This window comes from Corticibacter populi (assembly GCF_004217315.1).
GTDB lineage: Bacteria > Pseudomonadota > Gammaproteobacteria > Burkholderiales > Burkholderiaceae_C > Lampropedia > Lampropedia populi.
The window spans coordinates 100,114-122,169 of record NZ_SGWR01000004.1; the positions used below are offsets into that span (position 1 = coordinate 100,114).

At 67.5% G+C, this 22,056-nt stretch carries 20 protein-coding genes, 1 tRNA gene and 1 pseudogene; 10 read left to right on the forward strand and 12 right to left on the reverse strand.

Annotation, left to right across the window (positions count from 1 at the left end):
- Positions 1-20 precede the first annotated feature (20 nt).
- Positions 21-890: a squalene synthase HpnC gene (gene hpnC / locus EV687_RS14515; protein WP_242612664.1), complete on the forward strand. Its 870-nt coding sequence runs from the start codon at positions 21-23 to the stop codon at positions 888-890.
- A gap of 95 nt (positions 891-985) precedes the next feature.
- On the opposite strand, the gene EV687_RS14520 is transcribed toward hpnC, so the two are convergent.
- On the reverse strand, positions 986-1,201 hold the full coding sequence (locus EV687_RS14520) for a CsbD family protein (RefSeq protein ID WP_122229690.1): 216 nt from the start codon (positions 1,199-1,201) through the stop codon (positions 986-988).
- A gap of 232 nt (positions 1,202-1,433) precedes the next feature.
- On the opposite strand from EV687_RS14520, the gene EV687_RS14525 reads away from it, so the two are divergent.
- Positions 1,434-1,817: a hypothetical protein gene (locus tag EV687_RS14525; protein ID WP_130466531.1), complete on the forward strand. Its 384-nt coding sequence runs from the start codon at positions 1,434-1,436 to the stop codon at positions 1,815-1,817.
- A 187-nt stretch (positions 1,818-2,004) separates the two neighbouring features.
- Here the strand turns inward: EV687_RS14525 and EV687_RS14530 are convergent.
- From EV687_RS14530 to EV687_RS14545, 4 genes are all read right to left on the reverse strand, one after another.
- Positions 2,005-2,079 (reverse strand) — tRNA-Arg (locus EV687_RS14530).
- A gap of 106 nt (positions 2,080-2,185) precedes the next feature.
- Positions 2,186-3,163 (reverse strand): NAD(P)H-dependent flavin oxidoreductase, encoded by a 978-nt coding sequence (locus EV687_RS14535; protein WP_122229686.1) that lies wholly within the window; start codon positions 3,161-3,163, stop codon positions 2,186-2,188.
- Between the two features lie 144 nt (positions 3,164-3,307).
- Positions 3,308-3,895 carry a PadR family transcriptional regulator gene (locus EV687_RS14540; RefSeq protein WP_122229684.1) on the reverse strand — a complete coding sequence of 196 codons (588 nt, stop codon included), beginning with the start codon at positions 3,893-3,895 and terminating at the stop codon, positions 3,308-3,310.
- A gap of 27 nt (positions 3,896-3,922) precedes the next feature.
- Positions 3,923-5,626, reverse strand: coding sequence for an electron transfer flavoprotein-ubiquinone oxidoreductase (locus EV687_RS14545; RefSeq protein WP_122229682.1), 1,704 nt, complete (start codon positions 5,624-5,626; stop codon positions 3,923-3,925).
- Positions 5,627-5,880: 254 nt separating this feature from the next.
- Between EV687_RS14545 and EV687_RS14550 the strand changes: the two genes are divergently transcribed.
- From EV687_RS14550 to pcp, 6 genes are all read left to right on the forward strand, one after another.
- Positions 5,881-6,660 (forward strand): SDR family oxidoreductase, encoded by a 780-nt coding sequence (locus EV687_RS14550; RefSeq protein ID WP_122229680.1) that lies wholly within the window; start codon positions 5,881-5,883, stop codon positions 6,658-6,660.
- A gap of 231 nt (positions 6,661-6,891) precedes the next feature.
- Positions 6,892-7,200, forward strand: coding sequence for a glycine zipper domain-containing protein (locus EV687_RS14555; protein ID WP_122229678.1), 309 nt, complete (start codon positions 6,892-6,894; stop codon positions 7,198-7,200).
- 114 nt (positions 7,201-7,314) lie between these two features.
- Positions 7,315-7,716 (forward strand): phage holin family protein, encoded by a 402-nt coding sequence (locus EV687_RS14560; protein WP_162846618.1) that lies wholly within the window; start codon positions 7,315-7,317, stop codon positions 7,714-7,716.
- A complete protein-coding gene (locus tag EV687_RS14565; protein WP_122229674.1) occupies positions 7,713-8,114 on the forward strand; it encodes a hypothetical protein in 402 nt (133 codons plus the stop codon). Before EV687_RS14560 ends, EV687_RS14565 begins: the two co-directional genes overlap by 4 nt.
- 203 nt (positions 8,115-8,317) lie before the next feature.
- Positions 8,318-9,835: a M20 family metallopeptidase gene (locus EV687_RS14570; protein WP_122229672.1), complete on the forward strand. Its 1,518-nt coding sequence runs from the start codon at positions 8,318-8,320 to the stop codon at positions 9,833-9,835.
- A complete protein-coding gene (gene pcp / locus EV687_RS14575) occupies positions 9,828-10,493 on the forward strand; it encodes a pyroglutamyl-peptidase I (RefSeq protein WP_122229670.1) in 666 nt (221 codons plus the stop codon). The genes EV687_RS14570 and pcp overlap by 8 nt, the downstream gene beginning before the upstream one ends.
- A gap of 30 nt (positions 10,494-10,523) precedes the next feature.
- Here pcp and EV687_RS14580 read toward each other — a convergent pair whose 3' ends face one another.
- The 4 genes from EV687_RS14580 to EV687_RS14595 form a co-directional block, all read right to left on the reverse strand.
- Entirely contained in the window at positions 10,524-11,564 is a 1,041-nt protein-coding gene (locus EV687_RS14580) for an asparaginase (RefSeq protein WP_122229667.1), read from the reverse strand.
- Positions 11,561-12,214, reverse strand: coding sequence for a 16S rRNA (guanine(966)-N(2))-methyltransferase RsmD (gene rsmD, locus EV687_RS14585; RefSeq protein ID WP_122229665.1), 654 nt, complete (start codon positions 12,212-12,214; stop codon positions 11,561-11,563). The genes EV687_RS14580 and rsmD overlap by 4 nt, the downstream gene beginning before the upstream one ends.
- Positions 12,211-13,503, reverse strand: a complete 1,293-nt coding sequence (locus EV687_RS14590; RefSeq protein WP_122229936.1) for a M16 family metallopeptidase — start codon at positions 13,501-13,503, stop codon at positions 12,211-12,213. The genes rsmD and EV687_RS14590 overlap by 4 nt, the downstream gene beginning before the upstream one ends.
- A gap of 167 nt (positions 13,504-13,670) precedes the next feature.
- Entirely contained in the window at positions 13,671-15,176 is a 1,506-nt protein-coding gene (locus tag EV687_RS14595) for a M16 family metallopeptidase (protein WP_122229663.1), read from the reverse strand.
- A 252-nt stretch (positions 15,177-15,428) separates the two neighbouring features.
- Here EV687_RS14595 and ftsY point away from each other — a divergent pair, with 252 nt between their 5' ends.
- Together ftsY and pyrC are read left to right on the forward strand one after the other, a co-directional pair.
- Positions 15,429-16,676, forward strand: a complete 1,248-nt coding sequence (gene ftsY, locus EV687_RS14600; protein WP_122229934.1) for a signal recognition particle-docking protein FtsY — start codon at positions 15,429-15,431, stop codon at positions 16,674-16,676.
- A gap of 46 nt (positions 16,677-16,722) precedes the next feature.
- Positions 16,723-17,781, forward strand: a complete 1,059-nt coding sequence (gene pyrC / locus EV687_RS14605) for a dihydroorotase (RefSeq protein WP_122229661.1) — start codon at positions 16,723-16,725, stop codon at positions 17,779-17,781.
- Between the two features lie 123 nt (positions 17,782-17,904).
- Here the strand turns inward: pyrC and EV687_RS14610 are convergent, their stop codons facing one another.
- From EV687_RS14610 to EV687_RS14620, 3 genes and pseudogenes are all read right to left on the reverse strand, one after another.
- On the reverse strand, positions 17,905-18,708 hold the full coding sequence (locus EV687_RS14610; RefSeq protein WP_242612665.1) for an RnfABCDGE type electron transport complex subunit B: 804 nt from the start codon (positions 18,706-18,708) through the stop codon (positions 17,905-17,907).
- A 475-nt stretch (positions 18,709-19,183) separates the two neighbouring features.
- Positions 19,184-20,572 (reverse strand): annotated as a pseudogene (locus EV687_RS14615) (polyhydroxyalkanoate depolymerase); the annotation flags it as partial.
- A 445-nt stretch (positions 20,573-21,017) separates the two neighbouring features.
- Entirely contained in the window at positions 21,018-21,941 is a 924-nt protein-coding gene (locus EV687_RS14620; protein WP_122229657.1) for a LysR family transcriptional regulator, read from the reverse strand.
- Positions 21,942-22,056 lie beyond the last annotated feature (115 nt).

The following is a 22,056-nucleotide window of genomic DNA, read 5'->3' on the forward strand; positions in this document are numbered from 1 at the left end:
CGCAGGTTCTAATAATGCGCATGGCATCCGAGCACACCGACACCCCTCAGCCCATCGGCCACTACGAGAACTTCCCGGTGGCCTCATGGCTCTGTCCGCCGCATCTGCGCGCGCCCATTGCCGCCATCTACCACTTCGCTCGCACGGCCGATGACTTGGCTGATGAAGGCCAGGCCAGCGCCGCCGAGCGCTTGCGCAGCCTGCACCTGTTTCGGCAATGCCTGTGGCAGCAGGCCACGCCGCAGGCCCAATGGCAAGCATTGTTCGAAGCGCTGCACCGACAGGTGCAGCGCTTCGGACTGCCGATGGACAGCCTGGATGCATTGCTCGATGCCTTCGAGCAGGACGTGCGCAAGACCGCTGCTGGTGAAGGCTATGCCGATCGTGCCGAGCTGCTCGAATACTGCCGGCGCTCGGCCAATCCGGTGGGCCGGCTGCTGCTGCATCTCTACGGCACGCAGGGCGGCGCGGCGCTGCAACAAAGCGATGCGATCTGCACGGCCTTGCAGCTCATCAATTTCTGGCAGGACCTGCGGCAGGACATCCCGCGTGGCCGCTGGTACATCCCCGAGGCGGACCTGCAAGCTTTCGGGATCACCCGCGAGATGCAGCGCCAAGCCATCGCGCAGAACCATCAATCCCCCGCGCTGACGGCGCTGTTGCGCCAGCAGGTGCAGTGGGCGCGGGACTGCATGGCAGAGGGCCTGGCCTTGCCCGCGCAATTGCCCGGCCGAGCCGGCTGGGAGCTGCGCCTGGTGGTCCAGGGCGGCCTGCGGGTGCTCGGGCGCATCGAGCGCGGCGGTTTCGACAGCTATGTGCGGCGTCCCCGCCTGGGCTGGGCCGACTGGCTGGTGGTGGGTGGCAAAAGCCTGACGATGCGGTGGCGTTGACCGAGACCGGGTGCCCAAGTGGCGGGACACGAAAAGGCTGCCTCGCAGGCAGCCATTGCTCAGTCAGGCCCTGTGCAAAGGGGCCGCAGACTGACTCAGTACCAGTGGATATCGGGGTTCTTCTTTTGCCACTCGTCGAGCTGCTTCTCGGCCTCGGCCTTGGCGATGCCCTGGCGCTCCTGGATCTTGCCCAGCAACTGGTCGCGCTTGCCGGCGATCACGTCCAGATCGTCATCGGTGATCTTGCCCCATTGTTCCTTGATCTTGCCCTTGAACTGTTTCCAGTTGCCTTCGATTTGGTCCTTGTTCATGCCAATCTCCTTGGTGGTTGATGAAAGTGCATGGCTCCATGGTAGGGCGCAGCCCGCGGCACGGCTATCGGACGCCTTCGCCATGGCCTGCGGTCATCGGACTACAGTTGTAGGAGAGGGGTGACAGGGCGTATGGAGCAGGTGTGGCCCGATGGTATCGGGATGGCCATGACGCCGAGCGTCGTTTAAGATGGTTTGCACTATCCCATCGTTGGTACATGAAGGAGATCCCATGACTGCAACGAATGCACTCTCCACACAACTTCGTCGGCTTGGGGTGGTCACAATGATGGCCGCTACGTCGCCCGCAGCGGTGTTGGCCCAGTACGCGCCGGTGGATCCCATGCCCGCTGGCCAAGCCGCCATGAGCGTGATGTCGAACAAGTTGTCCGGTGACATCGCCAGCGGCAAGCGGACATCGGGCACGGCCGTTTCCAGCCGCTGTTTTGCAGACTCAGGCCCGGGACCGGAACGCCGCGCCATGGAAGCCGAATACGCCAAGCGCTTGAGTGCCAGCGGCAAGCCGGCTGCGGATGCATGGAAGGCCGAGCATGGCAAGGCTTATCGCGCCAACCTGGTCGCGGCTGGGAAGTGCCCGGCGAGCGTGGTGCAGTAAGCCCATAAAGACCTTGGGCTGCAGGGTCCACGCGGAATGGGGTTTTGCGCGTCGCAGCGACGGAGACTCCAGGGGACGCTGCGGGACTTCACGAGACTACGCGAGTGCCCCAGACGACAAAAACCCGCGCCTCACTGGGAGGAAGGGCGGGTTTCGGGCCTGTGCGAGACGATCTGAGATCGGACGGTGGTCCCTCCGACAGGAATCGAACCTGTATCTAGCGCTTAGGAGGCGCTCGTTCTATCCATTGAACTACGGAGAGCCGGTTGGTGCAGGATGGGGCCTGCGACGCATTGGCAGGTCAGGCACCAACGGCCCGCATTGTAGCGGCTCCTCCATGGCATGGCGGCGGGCGTGGCCTCCGGTTCTCAGGCCGGCAGGCTCAGGCGCTCGCGGGCAGCGCGGTATTCGCGTTCGAGGCGCTCCACGGCGGCGCTGGCACTGGTGATGGCATGGATGGCGCCAATGCCCTGGCCGCAGCCCCAGATGTCGCGCCAGGCCTTGGGCTTGCCGGCGCCGGCACCTTCGGTGGCAAAGTTCATGGTTTTGAGGTCGCCTTCGGGCAGGTTGGCGGGGTCGAGGCCGGCAGCGCGGATGCTGGGCGCCAGGTAGTTGCCATGCACGCCGGTGAACAGGTTGGAGTAGACGATGTCGTCTGAAGTGCGCTCGACGATGGCCTGCTTGTAGTCAGCCGAGGCATTGGCTTCTTCCGTGGCGATGAAGGCCGAGCCGATGTAGGCGAAGTCGGCGCCCATGGCCTGGGCCGCCAGGATGGCGCCACCGGTGGCGATTGCGCCCGAGAGTGCCAGCGGCCCGTCGAACCAATCGCGGATTTCCTGCACCAGCGCGAACGGGCTCTTGGTGCCGGCGTGGCCGCCGGCACCGGCGGCCACGGCGATCAGGCCATCAGCGCCTTTTTCGATGGCTTTGCGGGCGAAACCGTTGTTGATGATGTCGTGCAGAACGATGCCGCCATAGCTGTGGGCGGCATCATTGATTTCGGGGCGCGCACCCAGCGAGGTGATGACGATGGGCACCTTGTATTTGACGATCAGCGCCATGTCGTGTTCGAGCCGGTCATTGCTTTTGTGCACGATCTGGTTGATGGCAAACGGCGCGGCGGGCCGCTCGGGATGCTTGGCGTTGTGCTCGGCCAGGCCTTCGGTGATCTCGCGCAGCCAGTCCTCGAGCACTGGGCCGGGCCGGGCGTTGAGCGCGGGCATCGAGCCGACGATGCCGGCCTTGCACTGCGCCAGCACCAGCTTGGGGTTGCTGATGATGAAGAGCGGCGAGCCGATGACGGGCAGGCGCAACTGGCGCAGGATGTCGGTGGCTTGGTGGGCCATGGGGCGTCTCCTTGAAGGGCGAGGCGGCATCGGCCACCTCTGTTTATGCAACTGGTTGCATAAATCTAGCCCAGCTCCGGCAGGCTGGCAAGCCTGTGCGCGACAGTGCGCGGCTTCCATGGCAGGCCGCGCGGTGACAGGGGGTCAGGGCGCGTCGCTTGCATCGGCCGCATCGGTGGTACCGGCTGCATCGGTCGCGTCGTCATCGGCAGCGATGGCCTGCAACGCCGCTTCGCAGCATTCGACCCACATGCGCTGCTGCGCGATGCCGCTCTGCAGGATGGCGGCGTAGATGCGCTGCTTGCGTGCCGGCAGCGGCCGGGTGGGCTTCCTGTCGGCAAGGGCCAGATAGTGTGCGAGTTGGCGACGGTGCAGCGCCAGGTGTTCCTCGATTTGCCCGGCCAGATTGCCGGGGCCGACCGAGGCTGCCGCGCGCAGGCGCAGCATCAGCGGGTCGCGGGTGACGGGCGGTGGTTCATGCTGGTCGAGCCATCGCCGCAGTTCGCGCTTGCCGGCAGGCAGTACGGTGTAGATCTTCTTGCGGCCACGGCCCGATTCGGCGGGAGTGGAGCTGACCCAGCCGGCTGCTTCCAGACGCGCCAGCTCCCGGTAGATCTGCTGGTGCGTGGCGCTCCAGAAATGGCCGATCGAGCGCTCGAAGCGACTCGACAGTTCCAGGCCGGAGCAGGGATGCTCGAGCAGGGCGGTCAGCAACGCGTGCGGCAGGGACATGGCGGCTGGCGTGCCCCGGCGCCTGGATCACATGTCCACGTAGTTCGGCCCGCCACCGCCTTCGGGCGCGACCCAGACGATGTTCTGGGTCGGGTCCTTGATGTCGCAGGTCTTGCAGTGCACGCAGTTCTGCGCGTTGATCTGCAGGCGCTCGCCGTCCTCGGCGCTGGCGTCGGCGACGAACTCGTACACGCCGGCCGGGCAGTAGCGCGATTCGGGCCCGGCGTACGTGCGCAGGTTGATCTCCACCGGCACCTTGGGGTTCTTGAGCGTCAGGTGCGGCGGCTGGTTCTCGGCATGGTTGGTATTGCTGATGAACACGCTCGAGAGCCTGTCGAAGGTCAGCTTTCCATCGGGCTTGGGGTAGACGATGGGCTTGCACTCGCTGGCGGGCTTGAGGCAGGCATAGTCCGGCTTGGTGCGGTGGATGGTCCAGGGCACGTTGCCGCGCAGCACCAACTGCTCGATGCCGTTCATGATGGAAGCGGTCAGCAGCCCTTTCTTGAACCAGCCCTTGAAGTTGCGCGACTTGTTGAGTTCCTCATGCAGCCAGCTCTGCTCGAAGGCCTGTGGGTAGGCGGCCAGTTCGTCGTGCTGGCGACCGGCGGCAAGGGCCTCGAAGGCGGCTTCGGCGGCCAGCATGCCGGTTTTGATGGCAGCGTGGCTGCCCTTGATGCGGCTGACATTGAGGAAACCCGCCTCACAGCCCACCAGGGCGCCACCGGGGAAGATGGTCTTGGGCAGCGACAGCAGGCCGCCGGCGGCGATGGCGCGCGCGCCGTACGAGAGGCGTTTGCCGGCCTTGATGCCCTGCTCGGCGTTTTCTTCGAGGTAGTAGCGGATGTTCGGGTGGGTCTTCCAGCGCTGGAATTCCTCGAACGGACTCAGGTACGGGTTGCTGTAGTCGAGGCCAACCACGAAGCCCAGCGCGATCCGGTTGCCGTCCATGTGGTAGAGGAAGGCGCCGCCATAGGTCTTGCTGTCCATCGGCCAGCCGGCGGTGTGGATGACCAGGCCCGGCTGGTGGCGCTTGGGATCGACCTCCCACAGTTCCTTGATGCCGATGCCGTAGGTCTGCGGATCGCGCCCCTCGTCGAGGTTGAAGCGGGCAATCAGCTGGCGGCCGAGCTGTCCGCGCGCCCCCTCGGCGAAGATGGTGTACTTGGCGTGCAGCTCCATGCCGAGCTGGAACTCGGCGGTGGGCTCGCCATCCTTGCCGATGCCCATGTTGCCGGTGGCGATGCCCTTGACTGAGCCATCCTCGTTGTAGAGCACCTCGGTGGCGGCAAAGCCGGGGAAGATCTCCACGCCCAGACTTTCTGCCTGCTGGGCCAGCCAGCGCACCACGTTGCCCAGGCTGATGACGTAGTTGCCGTGGTTGTGGAAGTTGGGCGGCACCAGCGGGCCAGGGGTGCGAAAGGCCGATTTCTCGGTCAGGAAGATCACCGCGTCCTCGGTCACCGGCTGGTTCAGCGGCGCGCCCTTGTCCTTCCAGTCGGGGATCAGCTCGGTGAGCGCGCGCGGGTCCATCACCGCACCCGAGAGGATGTGCGCGCCCGGCTCTGAGCCCTTCTCCAGCACCACCACCGAGATATCCTGCCCCCGCTCGGCCGCCAGTTGCTTGAGGCGGATCGCCGTGGCCAGGCCGCCCGGGCCGGCGCCGACGATGACGACGTCGTATTCCATCGATTCGCGCGGGCCGTACTGGGCGAGGATTTCTTCGTTGGTCATGGGCTTCTCTTCTGTGGGGTGTTTCGCATGCTCCGGACTTGTGATTTTTCCCCATGTTCCCATGGGGTTTGCCCGGATGCTGTCGGGTCCGTGACTCTGTCCAGTCCGCGACTGGCGTGGCGCGGCAGCTGGTGACAATCTGGCGGACAGGGCGTGCGCGCATTGTAGAGAGTGCGACGGCGCGCCGCACCCCTCCCGGCGCATTTTGCACTGCGTATTTTCCATGAAACCGATTCGCTTCGAAGGAGCATGAAATGGCTTACATCCTGGACCTGTCGGGTCGTACCGCGCTGGTGACGGGCGCCTCCAGCGGCCTGGGCGCACAGTTTGCGCAAATCCTGGCGGCGGCGGGTGCCACGGTGGTGCTCGCCAGCCGCCGGCGCGCCTCGCTCGAGGTGGTGCAGCAGCGCATCGCCGCTGCCGGTGGGACGGCCTTCGTGGTCGAGCTGGATGTGACCAGTCCGGCCTCGATCGAGGCGGCGGTGGCCGCCGCCGAGGCACAGGCCGGTCCGATCGACGTGCTGGTCAACAATTCCGGCGTCAGCACCACGCAGCGCCTGCAGGACGTCACCGAGCAGGACTGGGACTTCGTGCTCAACACGAACCTCAAAGGCGCCTTCTTCGTGGCCCAGACCGTGGCGCGGCGCATGATCGAGCGCGCGCGAGAAGCCGGCGGCCGCATCGATGGCGCGCGCATCATCAACATCGCCTCGATGGCGGGCCTGAAGGTGCTGCCGCAGATCGGCATCTACGCCATCAGCAAGGCCGGCGTGGTGCAGATGACCAAGGCCATGGCGCTTGAATGGGGCCGCTTTGGCATCAACACCAATGCGCTGTGCCCCGGTTACATCGAGACCGAGATCAACCGCGCCCATTTCCAGAGCGAGGCTGGCCAGAAGCTGGTGCAGATGCTGCCGCGCAAGAAGATCGGGCAGCCCGCCGACCTGGATGCGCTGATCGTTCTGCTGGCCAGTAACAACAGCCATTTCGTCAATGGGGCAACCATCGCCGCGGACGATGGATTTGCAGTGTGATGGCCGTCGGATCGCGGATTGATGGTGGAGTCAGCGCGGTGTGTGCGTGAGCTCCGGGGCGCGGCGGCGGACGGCGATTGCCGGCTATGCCAGCGCATGGCCCATGCGATTGCGCTCCTTTCCTACGTGCGGGCACGGCGCCTGCGCTAAGATAGTTGCATCGGGCCGGCCCCGGCGCCCCGTGTGCGTGGTGCCGGCCCTCCCCTCAACCAACTGCAAGCGAGGTACGACATGGGAGTTTTCAACAAGACAGCCGCCGTGGCCCAGGACGACCTGGAAAAACTGGTTTCCGACCTGCGTGGTCTGATCTCCAGCCGCGATCTGGACGACCTGCCGCAAATCCGCCAATTGCGCGAAAAGCTCGATGACGGCCTGCACAGCGCGCGCCAGGCCGCCGTGCGTGCCGCCCAGGATGCCGCTGCCCGCGCCAAGGATGGCGCCCATGCGGCCAACCGCTATGCCCATGACGAGCCCTGGCAGATCGCCGGCGCTGCCATTGCATTGGGCGCGCTGGTCGGCTATCTGGTCGCCCGTCGCTGAACCCCGCCGGGGCCGGGGCCATCGTCAGGGTGGGGCCCGGCTGAATGAAATGGCATCGAGCCAGCCTTCCGGTATCGCTGGGAGGCTGGCTTCATAATTTGGAAGGGAACGGGCGTGGCAATCAATTGGCAGGCACTCTTGGGTATTGACCGGCTGCGCGAGTCGGCACGCTACTGGGTCGACGAAGGCAGCATCGCCGTGGCCGACCGCGTCGAACTGGCACGGCTGGAATGGCACACGCAGCGCCAGGCCCTGATCTGGACCGTGCTGGCGGCGGCGCTGGGGCTGTTCTTCCTTTCGGGCTTTCTGATCCTCGCCTCGGTGGTGGCGCTGCTGCACTGGAATGGCACCGAACACTGGGTCACGGCCTTCGTCAGCGTGTTGCTGGCCTGGGCACTGCTGGGGGTGGCCACGCTGCTGGTCGTCTTCAAGGTCTCCAAGCGGCTGGCACAGCCCTTTGCGCTGACCCGCAAGGTGCTGGCCGAGGATCTGGCCGAACTCAAGGAGCGCCTATGAACGCGCAGGCCCGCAACCCGGATGCGCTGCGACCCAGCCAGCGCCGCGTGCTCGATGCCCTGGAGCAGGCCAAGGCACATGTGGGCGCGCCCGAGCGCGAAGTACTCCAGCGCATCATCGAGCAGCGCCAGCGCATTGCCAGCCGCGACGCCGCACTGGCCGAGCAACGCCGCCTGCGCGGCACACAGCAGAGGCCGGCGCCGCGCAACGTCTCGCAGCTGGTCGAGCAAACCGTCTATAGCCATCCGCTCGTCGCCTGCGGCCGCGCGGTGGCGCTGCGCCACCCGATCGCCACCGGCCTGGCGCTGGGTGCCGGCCTGGTGCTGGGCGGGCCGCGCCGGCTGCTGCGCCTGGCAACCATCCTGCTGCCGCTGGCGCTGCGGCTGGCCCGTCGTTGAGCCTGATGCATCGCTGAGCTGCCCGGCGCCCGGTGCAATCGCTCCGTGCGGCGGAGGCCTGCCGGACCGGTGTTTTGGTAGCGCCGCCATCGGCACCGTGCGCCAATTTGGCATACACTGGTTCGGCCATCGGGCCGCCATTGCCAATCTCCCACGTCCAACAATGAACAATGGGAAGGGCCCGGGCAAGGAGTCCATGCCATATGAATGCCCCCGCTTCACTGCCGCAGTTCCAGCCTGACGAGGCGCTGCAGCACATCACCCGGCAATGGGATGCGGACATTGTCCGCCAGCTCACCGACTACATCGCCATCCCCGCCAAGTCGCCCATGTTCGAGGCCGACTGGCAGGCGTTGGGCTGGATCGACAAGGTGGTGCAGAACGCCGCCGACTGGGTGCGCGCGCAGAAGGTGCCGGGGCTGGCGCTGGAAATCATCCGCCTGCCCGGACGCACCCCGGTGCTGTTCTTCGAGGTCGCAGCCACGCAGCCGGCGGCCGGCCAGACCGTGCTGATGTATGGCCATCTCGACAAGCAACCCGAATTCTCCGGCTGGCGCAGCGACCTCGGGCCCTGGACGCCCAAGTACGAGGATGGCCGGCTCTATGGCCGTGGCGGCGCCGATGACGGCTATGCCGTCTACGCCAGCATCGCCGCGGTGCAGGAACTGCAGCGCCAGAAGCTGCCGCATCCGCGCATCGTCGGCCTGATCGAGACCTCCGAGGAAAGCGGCTCGGTCGATTTGCTGCCCTACATCGACGCGCTGCGGCCGCGCATCGGCGATGTAGGGCTGGTGATCTGCCTGGACTCGGGCGCCGGCAATTACGACCAGCTCTGGCTCACGACCAGCCTGCGCGGCAATATCACCGGCACCCTCAAGGTCGAGATTCTCACCGAGGGCGTGCATTCGGGCGACGCCTCGGGCGTCGTGCCTTCGTCGTTCCGCATCATGCGGCAGGTGCTCGACCGGCTCGAGGACAGCGCCAATGGCCGCCTGCTGCCCCAGGTGTTCCACTGCGAGGTGCCTCCCGAGCGCATCGCGCAGGCCCGCGCCACCGCGGCAACCCTGGGGGATTCGCTCTACGCCCGTTTTCCGTGGGCGCACTACGATTGCCAGGGCGGCACGCAGTTTGCCCTGCCGACCACCACCGACCCGACCGAGGCGCTGCTGCGCCGCACCTGGCAACCCACACTCAGCGTCACCGGCGCCGAGGGTCTGCCGCCGCTGGCGAGCGCCGGCAATGTGCTGCGGCCTTTCACGGCCTTCAAGCTCAGCCTGCGCACGCCGCCGCTGGTCGATGCCGCCGCCTGCGTGGCCGAGATGAAGGCCTTGCTCGAGGACAATGCGCCCTACCAGGCGCGCGTGACCTTCGAGGACGTGCACAGCTCCGACGGCTGGAACGCACCGGCCATGGACGGCTGGTTCCAGCGCGCGCTCAATGATGCCAGCCGCGCGCAGTTCGGCGCCGATTGTGGCTACATCGGCCAGGGCGGCACCATTCCGCTGATGGGCCTGCTCAGCCAGGGCTTCCCGAAGGCGCAGATGATGGTTTGCGGCGTGCTCGGCCCCAAGAGCAATGCGCACGGCCCCAATGAATTCCTGCACGTGCCCTATGCCAAGCGGCTGACGGCGGCGGTGGCGCAGGTGATCGCCAGCATGCCGGCTACCGGATCAGAGCCGGTGCCGCAGGCCGGAGCCGAGGCAGCCCGCGGGCATGCCTGAGGCGGAGCCGGCGTCGATCCTGCTGACGGGCTTTGCGCCGTTCGATGGCGCAGCGCTGAATTCCAGTTGGGAGATCGCCCGGGCGCTCGACGGCGTGGTGCTGCAAGGCCACCGCATTGCGGCCGCGCAGTTGCCGGTGGCCTTTGGCGATGCGCTGGAATTGCTGTTCACGCAGTTGCGGCGGCAACGTCCGCAATTGGTGCTTTGCCTCGGGCTGGCCGGCGGGCGCGCCGCCATGGCCATCGAGCGTATCGGCATCAATCTCATCGATGCACCCATCCCCGACAACCAGGGCTGCCAGCCGGTCGATGTGCCGGTGGTGCCGGGTGGCCCGGCCGCGTACTTCACAAGCCTGCCCGTCAAGCGCATGCTCCGGGCCATGCGCGCCGCCGGAGTGCCGGTGGAGCTTTCCCAGAGTGCCGGCACCTATGTCTGCAACCAGGTGCTGTATGGCTTGTTGCATGGCTTGCAGACCCTCGATGGTGGCTGTTGGCACGGTGTGCGCTGCGGCTTTGTGCACGTGCCGTGGCTGCCGGGGCAAGGCAGCCCGGCATTGCCGCTCGAAGACATGGTGCGGGCCTTGCGCGTGGCCTTGCTGTCGGCGCTCGAATGCGATGGCTGTGGCGGTGCGGCCATCACCGCGGGCGCGCTTCATTGAGCCCGGCGGCTGACGCCTGAGGCCCGAGGATTATTGGTTGTAATCGGCCTGCCAGCGCTGCAGCAGCATCTCCACGCGGGCCTTGGCCGCCGGCAGCGGCACGCAGCGCCACTCGCCATGCGCCGGCAGGTCCGCCGGGCGTTCGCCGCCCACCACCACGCCTTCTGCGCAGCGCGTGGTGATCCAGACCCACAGTCCCTGCCGGCAGGCCTGCTGCAATGCGGCTTCGAGCCGGTGGTGCAGCGTGCCGTTGCCGGTGGCTGCCACCACCGCGCCGGCAAAACCGGCCTGCACCAGCGCATCGATGGCGCGTGGCTCGAAGCCGGCATGACTGGTGACCCAGGCTACGGCTGGCGCGGGCGGCCCATCCGTATCAGTCCAGGCCAGCAGGTGCTGGTGGTGACCGCCGCCATGCCAGTCCGGGGTGTCCTGGCTGCCTGGCTGCGAAAGTGGCACCATGCCTGGCGCCGCCAGCCGCAGCTGGCCAGCCTCGATCCAGCCCAGTGGGCCGTATTCACCGGAGCTGAAGGAGGCCAGGCGGTAAGGGTGGGCCTTTCGCACATGGCCGGCGTGGTGCAGCACGCCGGTATTGACAGCCATCACCCCGCCGGGCGTGCCGTCCGCGAGGGCCAGTGCGCAGGCGTCGCGCAGGTTCTGCGGGCCGTCGGCATCGGGTGCGGTGGCAGGGCGCATGGCGCTGACGAGAATCACCGGCTTGGCGCTGGCGGGCAGCACACGGTGCAGGAACCAGGCGGTTTCCTCCAGCGTGTCAGTGCCATGGGTGAGGATCACGGCGCGCACATCCGGCTGGCGCAGATGCTGCGCGATGCGCCTTGCCATCTGCAGCCAGTCGGCCGGCTCCATGTCCTTGCTGTCCCGTTGCAGGATCTGCTCGGCCACCAGCGATGCCTGGTGTGCCTGCAACTGCTCCCGCAGTTGCGGCACGGCGGCGAGCAGGGCTTCAATGGGCAATTGCGCGGCCCGGTAGTGCAGGTTGTCGCCCCCGGCGCTGGCTACGCCGGCAATGGTGCCGCCAGTGCCAAGGATGACCAGGGTCCGGGCGCGGTTCATGGCTGGACGGTAGTGTCGTGGGCCGCGCCACGCTGCAGCAGATGGGCATGCACGGCTCCGGCCCGCAGGTTGCGCAGCAGTTGCCAGCCCTGGGCCGCCAGTGCGGTGGCATCTTGGCGCTGGCCGCTTTCCAGGTAGACGAGTCCCTCCGGTGCCAGCACGCCGGCTGCCAATGCCAGGGCCTGGCTTTCCAGTCCGGCGGCGAAGGGTGGGTCGAGGAACACCAGGTCCCAGCCTTCCGGCCGGCCGGCCGGAGGCTGCGCCAGGGCCAGCAGGCCGTCGCCTGCCTGCACGCGCAGATTGCCGGCCTTCAGGCGCCCGGCATTGGCCTTGAGCTGGGCTGCGACGGCGCGATCCTGTTCGACGAGCAGCACCTCGGCGGCGTGGCGCGAGGCGGCCTCGAAGCCGAGCGCGCCGCTGCCGGCAAAGGCGTCGAGGCAGTGCCAGCCGGTGAGGTCCTGACCCAGCCAGTTGAAGAGCGTCTCGCGCACGCGGTCGGGTGTGGGGCGCAGGCCGGGGCGGTTGGCCACCGGCAGGCGCGAGCGCCGCCATTGGCCGCCGATGATGCGCACCTCGCCGGGCGCCCCTGCGGCATGGGCCGGAGGGTGTGGGGCGTGGCCGGAGGAGCGGCCGCCACGGGCTGCGTTCACGGACGGACTCCGCTACCGACGATGACCGTGGCCATGGCGTCCGGGCGCAGCACCTTTTGCACGGCGCGGCGGATGTCCTCGACGCTGATGGCGGCAACCTTGTCGCTCCAGGTGTCGAGGTAGTCGAGCGGCAGGTCGTTCCAGGCGATGTTGGCCACATTGCCCTGCAACTTGGCGTTGCTGTCGATGCGCAGCGCGAAGCCGCCGATCAGGTTGGCCTTGGCGTCCTGCAGTTCCTTGTCGGTCGGGCCGTTGGCGACGAAGTCGCCGAGCACCTGCCGCACCAGCGCCACAGCCGCGTCGGCCTGGTCGGCGCGCGTTTGCAGGCTGATGGTGAAGGCGCCGGCGTGCAGGCCTGGATTGAAGCTGCTGTAGACGCCATAGACCAGGCCGCGCTTCTCGCGCACTTCTTCCATCAGCCGCGAGCCAAAGCCGCTGCCGCCAAGAATGTGGTCGGCCACCAGCAGCGGCAGGAAGTCCGGATCGTCGCGGCGAATGCCGGGCTGGCCGATCAGTACCTGGGCCTGCTCGGCCGGGAACGGGATCTTTTGCTCGCTGGCCTGCTGCAGCGGCGCCACTTCGGGCACGGCGGGCAGGGCCGGGCAGGCGGCGCCTGGTGTCTGCGGCAGCCCGGCCAGCAGGGTGGCGACCAGCCGGTCCGCCTGCGCGCGGTCGACCTGGCCGACCACGGTGGCCTTGGCGCGGCAGGGCAGCACGTGCTGTTCGTAGAAGCGCTGCATGTCCTGCACCTGGATGTGCTGCAGGCTTTGTGGGGTGGTCAGGTAGCCATAGGGGTGCGTGCCGTAGACGGCTTTCTGGTAGGCTTGCGAGGCGATCACGCCGGGGCGTGTCTGCGCTTCGGCGAGGGAGGCGCTCCAGCGCTCGCGGTCGCGCTGCCAGACGGCGGCGGGCCAGGCGCTTTGGCTGATCTGGCGCGCCGCCAGCGCCGTGGCCGGCTCCAGCAGTGCGGGCTCGGTCAGGCTGCGCAGGCTGAGGCTGAAGCGGTCGTTGCCGGCGTTGGCGGAAAATGCCGCGCCCAGGTCCGCCCAGGCCTGGCCGAGCTGGTCTTCATCGAGCGCGGGCTGCTGGCCATGGCGCAGCACGCCCTTGGTGAGCATGGCGGCGGTGGCATCGGCCAGACCGGCCTGCGCGGCCGGGTCGCGGCGGGAGCCGGCGTCGAAGTCGATCTGCACGTCCACCATCGGCAGGCTCGGGCTGGTCACCAGCCAGACCTGCGCGCCGCTGGGCTGCTGCCAGTGCTCGATGGGCAGCAGGCGCTCGTCGGCCATGGCCGAAGCCAGCGGCAAGGCCAGCAGCAGCGCGGCCAGCGAGTGCGTCCAGCGGCGGACCAGACGGCACGGACGGCGCTCGAGAGTGGGGGAGGCTGTGGTGGGCAGGGCAGGGAACATGGCAGGGGATGGCGTGCGGGGAAGGGCGGAAAGCGCGGTGCGGCGGGTCATTGCTGCGAACCTCCTGCGGCAGGCTGGACCGGGCGGGCTGTCGGGGCCGGGCGGTTGGTGCCGGTTGCCGCCACCGGGGCGGCCTGCGGCAGCAGTTCTGCCACCGTCAGCGCATCGTCGCCAAAGTACTTCTGGGCCACCGCCTGCACCTGCCCGGGTGTGACCTCGCGCAGCAGGGCCAGCAGGCGGTCGGTGGCATCGAGCGGCCAGCCCTGGACCCAGTTGCTGCCCAGCTCGCTGGCCTGCGCGTACATGGAATCCTGGCCATAGACGGTGATGGCCGACCATTGCGTGACGACGCGCTGCAGTTCCTGGGCGCTGATGCCGTGCGCGGCGATCTCGGCAACGGCCTGGCGCAGGCCGGCTTCGAGCTCCTGGTTGCTGCGGCCGGCGGCCGGAATGCCGCTGAGCACGAACAGGCCGTTGCCGCTGCGCCCGCTCAAGCCGGCGCTGCTGTCGGCGCTGTCGGCGATGCGGCCCGCGCCGCGCGTGAGCGCACGGTCCAGGCGTGCGCCGTCATAGCCGCTGAGCACGGCCGAGAGTGCGGTCAGTGCCAGCGCCTCGCGGTCGGCCTCGCTGGGCTGCTCGATGTTGGCGAGCGGCGGTACCTTGAAGGCCATCAGCAGCACCGGCTGTTCGGCACGGTCCCGCAGCACCAGGCGGCGCGGGCCCTGCTGCGGGGGCTCGGCGGTGGGCTTGCGCGTTGGCAGCGGCGCGGCGGCTGCCGGGCCATAGTAGCGCTCGGCGAGTGCCAGCACGGCGCGCGGCTCGACGTTGCCGACCACCACCACGGCGGCATTGGCCGGCACGTACCAGCGGTGGTAGAAGGCGCGCACATCGTCGGCGGTGAAGTGCTCGATGTCGTCCATCCAGCCGATGATGGGGCGGCGCTCCTGCGAGGCCAGGTAGGTCACCGCCATCAACTGCTCATAGAGTTTGGCGCGGGGCTGGTCGTCGGTGCGCATGCGGCGCTCTTCCTTGACGACCTCGACCTCGCGCAGGAATTCTTCGTCGGGCCACCGGTTGTGCTGGAAGCGGTCGGCCTCCAGCGCCATCACGTCTTCGAGCCGGCTGGCGGGCACCTGCTGGTAGTAGCCGGTGTAGTCGCGGCTGGTGAAGGCGTTGTCCTGGCCGCCGAGCTCGGCGACGCGGCGTGAGAATTCGCCCGGCGCCAGCTTCTCGGTGCCCTTGAACATCATGTGCTCGAGCATGTGGGCGATGCCGCTGGTGCCATCCACCTCGTCGATGGCGCCGGCGCGCACCCACAGCATGTGGATGGCGGTGGGGGCGCGCCGGTCGGGCTTGACGATGACTTCCAGCCCGTTGGGCAGACGGTAGTGGGCCAGGCGCTCGTCTTCGCGCAGCACCTCGGGGGCGCTGGCCGGAGCGTGCGCGGCAGGGCTGGGGGCCACGGAGGTGTCGGCCGCTGGCTGGCTGGCGCAGCCGGCCAGCAGGGCCGCGCAGCAAAGGGAAGAACTCCAGAGCAATGTCAAACGTTTCATACAATCCCGTGATCAATGGCAGGCGCCGCCAGCGCGCTTGTGCGCATGGCCCCGCCTGAAACTCCATGCGCCCCCACGGGCGCAACTTGCATTATGTTCAGTTTTTTCAAGAAAAGATCCCCATCGGCCGCACCACCGCCAGACCCCACTGGTGCGCCCGATGCTACCGGCCCGGAGGCCGCCGCGGCCCCGGCCGCGCCCGCTCCAGCTCCCGAGGCGCCTGCCGCTGCGCCCGAGGAAACCGGTGGCGTGATGGCCTGGCTGCGCAAGCCCTTTGGCCGCAGGAGCGAGCCGCAGGAATCGCTGCCGGACGCTCCTGCGGAGGATGCTGTCGAGGTTCCGGCGGCATGGCCACCTGTCCCTGCTGATGACGGGGTCAAAGCACCGGTTCAGGCAGCACCGGTAGCACCGGCGGAGCTGCCCGCCGAGCCTGTCCCGGCTGCCGCGCCAGCGCCGCAACTCGCGCCGGTGCCTGCCGCCGCTCCTGTTGCTTCCGTCGCACCTGTGCGGCCCACGCCGCAGAAGCCCGTCGCCTCCGCGGTTCCTGCCGCACCCGCCGAGCCGGAGGTCGAGTCCGCGCCGGCGGCCGCGCCCGAACGCGAACGCAAGAACTGGATGGACAAGCTGCGTGCCGGCCTGCGCAAGACCGGCACCAGCATCTCCACCGTCTTCACCGGCACCAAGATCGACGAAGATTTGTATGAGGAGCTGGAAGCGGCGCTGTTGATGGCCGATGCCGGCGTCAAGGCCACCAGCTTTCTGCTCGAAGACCTGCGCCAGCGCGTCAAGGCCGCCAAGGCCGCCGAGCCGGCCCAGGTCAAGGGCCTGCTGGTCGAGGCCATCACCGAACTGCTGCGGCCGCTGGAAAAAGGCCTGGTGATCGGCGAGCACGAACCCACCGTCATCATGGTCGCCGGCGTCAACGGCGCGGGCAAAACCACCTCGATCGGCAAGCTCACGCGCCACCTGGCCGAAGCAGATGCCTCCGTGCTGCTGGCCGCCGCCGACACCTTCCGCGCTGCCGCGCGCGAACAGCTGGGCGTCTGGGCCACCCGCAACACGGTGGAGATCATCGGCCAGCAGGGCGGCGATCCGGCTGCCGTCAGCTTCGATGCCGTCACCGCCGGCAAGGCGCGTGGCAAGGACGTGGTGCTGGTCGATACCGCCGGGCGCCTGCCCACGCAACTGCACCTGATGGAGGAGCTGCGCAAGATCAAGCGCGTCATCACCAAGGCCGATGCCAGCGCGCCGCACGAAGTGCTTCTGGTGATCGACGGCAACACCGGCCAGAACGCGCTGGCGCAGGTCAAGGCCTTCGATGATGCATTGGAGCTCACCGGCCTGATCGTCACCAAGCTCGACGGCACCGCCAAGGGCGGCGTGCTGGCCGCCATTGCGCAGGAGCGTCCGGTGCCGGTGTACTTCATCGGCGTGGGCGAGAAGCTTGAAGACCTGCAGACCTTCAATGCGCGCGAGTTCGCGCAGGCCCTGTTGGGCTGACTGGCCAACGCGGCCCCAATGCAGCCTATTACCACCACGGATACCCATGACTGAACTGACCCTCATCCGCCCCGACGACTGGCATCTGCACCTGCGCGACGGCGCGGCCCTCCACACCACCGTGGCGCATGCGGCGGCGCAGTTCGGCCGCGCCATCGTCATGCCCAATCTGCGCCCGCCGGTCACCGACGTGGCGGCGGCGCTGGCCTACCGCCAGCGCATCCTCGACGCGCTGGCCGAAGTTGTGCCGGCCGATGCCGCCGCGGCCCGTTTCGAGCCGTTGATGACGCTGTATCTCACCGATCGCATGACGCCCGCGACCATCCGCGCCGCGCGTGCCGCCGGTGTGGTGGCCTGCAAGCTTTACCCGGCCGGAGCGACGACCAACAGCGATGCGGGCGTGACTGCCATGCGCAACATCTATCCGGCGCTCGAAGCCATGCAGGAGGTCGGCATGGTGCTGCTGGTGCATGGCGAAGTCACCGACCCGAGTGTCGACCTGTTCGACCGCGAGGCGGTGTTCATCGAGCAGCAGCTGATGCCGCTGCGCCGCGATTTCCCGCTGCTCAAGATCGTCATGGAGCACATCACCACGAAAGAGGCGGCGCAGTATGTGGGCGAGGCCGATGACTTCCTGGCGGCCACCATCACCGCGCACCACTTGCTCTACAACCGCAACGCGCTGTTCCTGGGCGGCATCCGCCCGCATTATTACTGCCTGCCGGTGCTCAAGCGCGAGACGCACCGCCAGGCGCTGGTGGCCGCGGCCACTTCGGGAAGCCCCCGTTTCTTCCTCGGCACCGACAGTGCCCCGCATGCCGCGCCGCTCAAGGAGGCTGCCGTGGGCTGTGCAGGCTGTTATACGGCGCCGGCGGCCATCGAACTGTATGCCGAGGCCTTCGACAATGCCGGTGCGCTGGACAGGCTCGAAGGTTTTGCGGCCTTTCATGGTGCCGATTTCTATGGCCTGCCGCGCAACCGAGGAACGGTGACGCTGCGCAAGAGCAGCTGGCAGATGCCCGAGTCCTACCCTTACGCCGAGACGGTGCTCAAGCCCCTGCGCGCGGGCGAGACCATGGCCTGGCAGCTGCAGGCAGCCGCCTGATCGATTGTCGCCGGGCCTGCTGGGTCAATCCGAGGGGCAGGAGGTCAAAAAAACCACCCGGCGTCTTGCCCCTGTATTTTTTGTCCTCTTGCGTGACCCATGAAAAGATCGTGAACAAGTTGCTCAGGCCTGCTCGCGGCGCGCCCGGGCCTTGGCCATGATGGCCGCCAGCAGCGCCGCCTTGTCGGGCGCGGCGGCGGCGTTGGCGCCTGCGGAGGCTCCCGGCGCATCCCGGGCGACTGGTGACCGATCGGCCATGCTGCCATCGGCCGCTTTGGCCTCCGCATGGACGATGGTGCCGGTGGCCTCTGGTGCGGGCTTTGCGCGGCGCTGGTGCAGGGGCGCGGGGCGTGTGCCGATGCGCAGGCCCAGCCGCTGGGCGCGCCGCGCATAGCGCTGGCGGGCCGTGTCGGCCTGCTGCGGGCTCCAGGCCTGCCAGCCGGTGGCGGCGCCTGTCACGGGCTCCATGCGGATGCAGTCCACCGGGCACACCGGCACGCACAGGGCACAGCCGGTGCAATGCGCGTCGATCACGCTGTGCATGGTCTTGTTGGCGCCGACGATGGCATCCGTGGGACAGGCCTTGAGGCACAGTGTGCAGCCAATGCACCAGTCCTCGTCGATGAGGGCCAGCTCGCGCGGGCCTTCGCGTCCGTTGTCCGGATTGAGGGGCATGGGCGCACGGCCGGCGATGTTGGCCAGCCGGTCTGCGCCGGCCTGGCCGCCGGGCGGGCATTGGTTGGTGGCGGTGCCCTCGAACGCGATGGCGTTTGCGTAGGCGCGGCAATCCGGGTAGCCGCAGCGCGTGCACTGGGTTTGCGGCAGGGCGTCGTCGAGCCGCTCGGCCAGTGCCGCGGCACTGGTGATGGACCGGGCGGTCTCAGGCGGCGTTGGACTGGTCGGGAGAAGCAGGCTTGGTGCTGGCACGGGCTTTGGGGGCGACCGCTCGCCTCGCCGGCTGGCGGGGCGTGGTGCGGCTGGTGGTTTTTGTGGCTGTCTTGCGGCCAGCGGGGGCGGCAGTTGGCGTGGCGTCGGCCCCTGCGTTGGCCGTCGGCGCCTGGGGTTTGCCGGGTGGCAGGGCCACCACGTTGCTGGCTTGGCTGGTTTGAGGGGCCTGGCTGGTGTCAGGCGAGTCGCCCGAAGCCGCCTTTTTTACCACAGCTGCTGAAGCCTTGGCCGGGCGCCGGGCCTTTGCCGCAGGAGTGGCCGCTGGCGCTGGCGCCGCGTTGGATGCGGCCTTCACGGCTGTCTTGGGGCTGGGACGACTGCGCTTTGCCTTGGCGGGTGCCGAAGGGGCCGGCACGGATGCCGGGACTGCGGAGGTCGTGCTGGCGGGGAAGAGTTCGGCCGTCTGTGGTTGGACGCTGGCGGCCACGGCTGGAGCTGGTTGCGCGGCAGACGTGGCAGGTGCGGTTGGCGGTTCTGCGGCGCTGGGGGCTGCGGGCGTGGCGGATGCCGGCGCGCTGGCCTGAAATGGTTCGGCATCGTCACTGGTGACGGCAGCGGTGACCTGTGGCGCGGCTGCCCGAGGCTGGAAGCGCAGGATGAAATCGCGGATCTGCGGGTAGACGAGCTTGCGCCAGCGGCTGCCGCTGAAGATGCCGTAGTGGCCGGCCCCGGCGACTTCGACATGCGCGCGCATGTCATCCGGGATGTTCTTGCACAGGGTGTGGGCGGCGCGGGTCTGGCCGCTGCCGGAGATGTCGTCGAGTTCGCCTTCGACGGTGATCAGCGCGGTGGTGCGGATGTCGGCGGGTTTGACGCGCTCGGGCTGGCCAGCGGGGTTTTTCACATCCCAGGTGCCCTTGACCAGCTTGTAGTCCTGGAACACCGTCTGGATGGTCTCCAGATAGTAGTTGGCATCCATGTCGAGCACGGCGTTGTACTCGTCATAGAACTTGCGGTGGTGATCGGTGGCGTCGTCGTCGCCCTTGATGAGGTTGCGAAAGTAGTCGTAGTAGCTGCTGGCGTGGCGGTCCGGGTTCATCGCGACGAAGCCGGTGTACTGCAGAAAGCCGGGGTACACCTCGCGACCCTCGCCCGGGAAGCCGTAGGGCACGCGGTAGATCAGGTTGTTCTCGAACCACTCGAAGCTGCGCGTGACGGCCAGATTGTTGACCGAGGTGGGCGATTTGCGCGCATCGATGGGGCCGCCCATCATGGTCATGGTCAGCGGCGTCTGCTCGCCCCGGCTGGCCATCAGCGAGATGGCGGCCAGCACCGGCACGGTGGGCTGACAGACGCTGATGACATGGCAGTGGCCGTACTTCTCCTGCAGGTAGCGGATGAAGTCCTGCACGTCGTTGACGTAGTCGTCGAGATGGAAGTCGCCCTCGGAGAGGGGCACCATGCGGGCATTCTTCCAGTCGGTGATGTAGACCTTGTGGCCCGAGAGCATGGTGCGCACCGTCTCGCGCAGCAGCGTCGCGTAGTGGCCTGAGAGCGGCGCGACGATCAGCACCACCGGCTGCTCCAGCAGCGCCTCCAGCGTCTGGGTGTTGTCGGAGAAGCGCTTGAAGCGGCGCAGTTCGCAGAATGGCCGTTCCATCTCGACGCGCTCGTGGATGGTCACGTCCACGCCATCGACGCTCACGGTCTCGATGCCGAAGGCGGGCTTTTCGTAGTCCTTGCCGAGCCGGTAGATCAGGTCGTAGGCGGCCGAGATGCGCAGCGCCAGCGGCGTGTCCGAGAGTGGCCAAGACGGGTTGGCAAACAGTTTGGAGGCGGCTTTGGCGAAATCGGCGAACGGCTCGGTGATCGAGCGCTGTGCCTCATAGATCTGGTAGAGCATGGTGTGCGGCCTTATGCTTTGTTGCAGCGCACAATATAGCAGCCGCTCCGATTTTTGCCTATCCATGAAAACCTCAAGGCTTTGAACAGCTGTCAACAGGCGGCTGAAGAACCCTGCAGGCCAATTCCTGCTGTTCCCGGAGATCGGATGATTTCCCAGGAGCCGGGATTCTTCTTCGATGTGCGCCTCTTCTGATGCTCTTGGGGCGGTTTCCCCTTCTTTTTCCTGCCCTCGGCCGTGCTGCGGGCGCACTGGTGCCATCAGTGCTCGCATACGCGTGAAGTTGCAGGCTGCCAAGTTGGGCATGAACAGTTGATCGACTCGCTCAAGTCAGCACATCACCATCCGACAGCGCTGGCTTGGGCCTGGCTCGCAGCAAGAGCGTATGGCCTCCCAAGGCGGCGAAGCGGACTTGCGTCTATGGGGCGAGTTCTTTCACGGGAACTTACGCGTCAAATAACGAGGCTACATCCATTATCTGCTCGCGCAACCAGATGCAAGCGGCCTCGCGCTGGGTGCGCTCATGCCATAGCAGGTAAAACTGCATGGGATCCAGCTCGGCCGGGGCTTCCACCACCACCAGCCCCATCAGTTCCGCGAAGTAGTAGCCGTAGTGGCTGCTGGCGGTGAACACCAGGTCGGAGTCGGCAACCAGGTAGGTCGCCAGACCGAATTCCGGCACCGTCACGGCAATGTTTCTGCGCGCGCCCACGCGCGCCAGCGCACCATCGACGGGGCCGAGCCTGCTGGAGATGAACAGGTCCGGCGCGACGTGCTGGAGCGCCAGGTAGTCCTCCAATGTCAACGCTTCGCGGTCGGCAAACGCATGGCCAGGGCGCATCAGGCACACCATGCGGTCTTCCAGCAGCTTGCGGCAGCGCAGATGCTCCGGGGGATTGAGCCAATTGCCAATGATGGCGTCAAGCCGCCCTTCGGCCAGATCAGCAGAGAAGCCGCCGCTGGGATCAACCGTGCCCAGCCGCAGGCGAATGTGCGGGGCGCGTTGGCGCAGTTGACTGGCCAGGCGCGGCAGAAACAGGGTTTGCACGCAATCGGCGCTGGCGATATTGAAGGTCTGTTGCGCGGTGTCGGGATCGAAAGGGGCTCTCGCTTCCAGCAGTTGGGTGAGCGCCAGCAGGCGGCCATGCAAATCCTCATGGATGTGCTGCGCCTTTTGTGTGAGCACCATCTGGTTGCCATCGCGCACCAGCAAGGCATCGCCCAGCTGCTGGCGCAGCCGACGCAACACCACGCTGATAGCCGATTGCGTCTGCCCAAGGGTATCCGCCGTGCGAGAGACGCTGCGCGTGCGAAGCAGTGTGTCAAGCACCTGCAGGGACTGCAGGCTCAGGGTGCCGAGTTCTTTCATGATGGTGGCATACAGGCAATTAGCTTGCCAGTGTCACGATGAAACGGGTTGCATTCAAAGAGAAAGCGTGAATCGGCCGATGCTCATGCAGCGAAGATGCGGATGATGCCTTCGC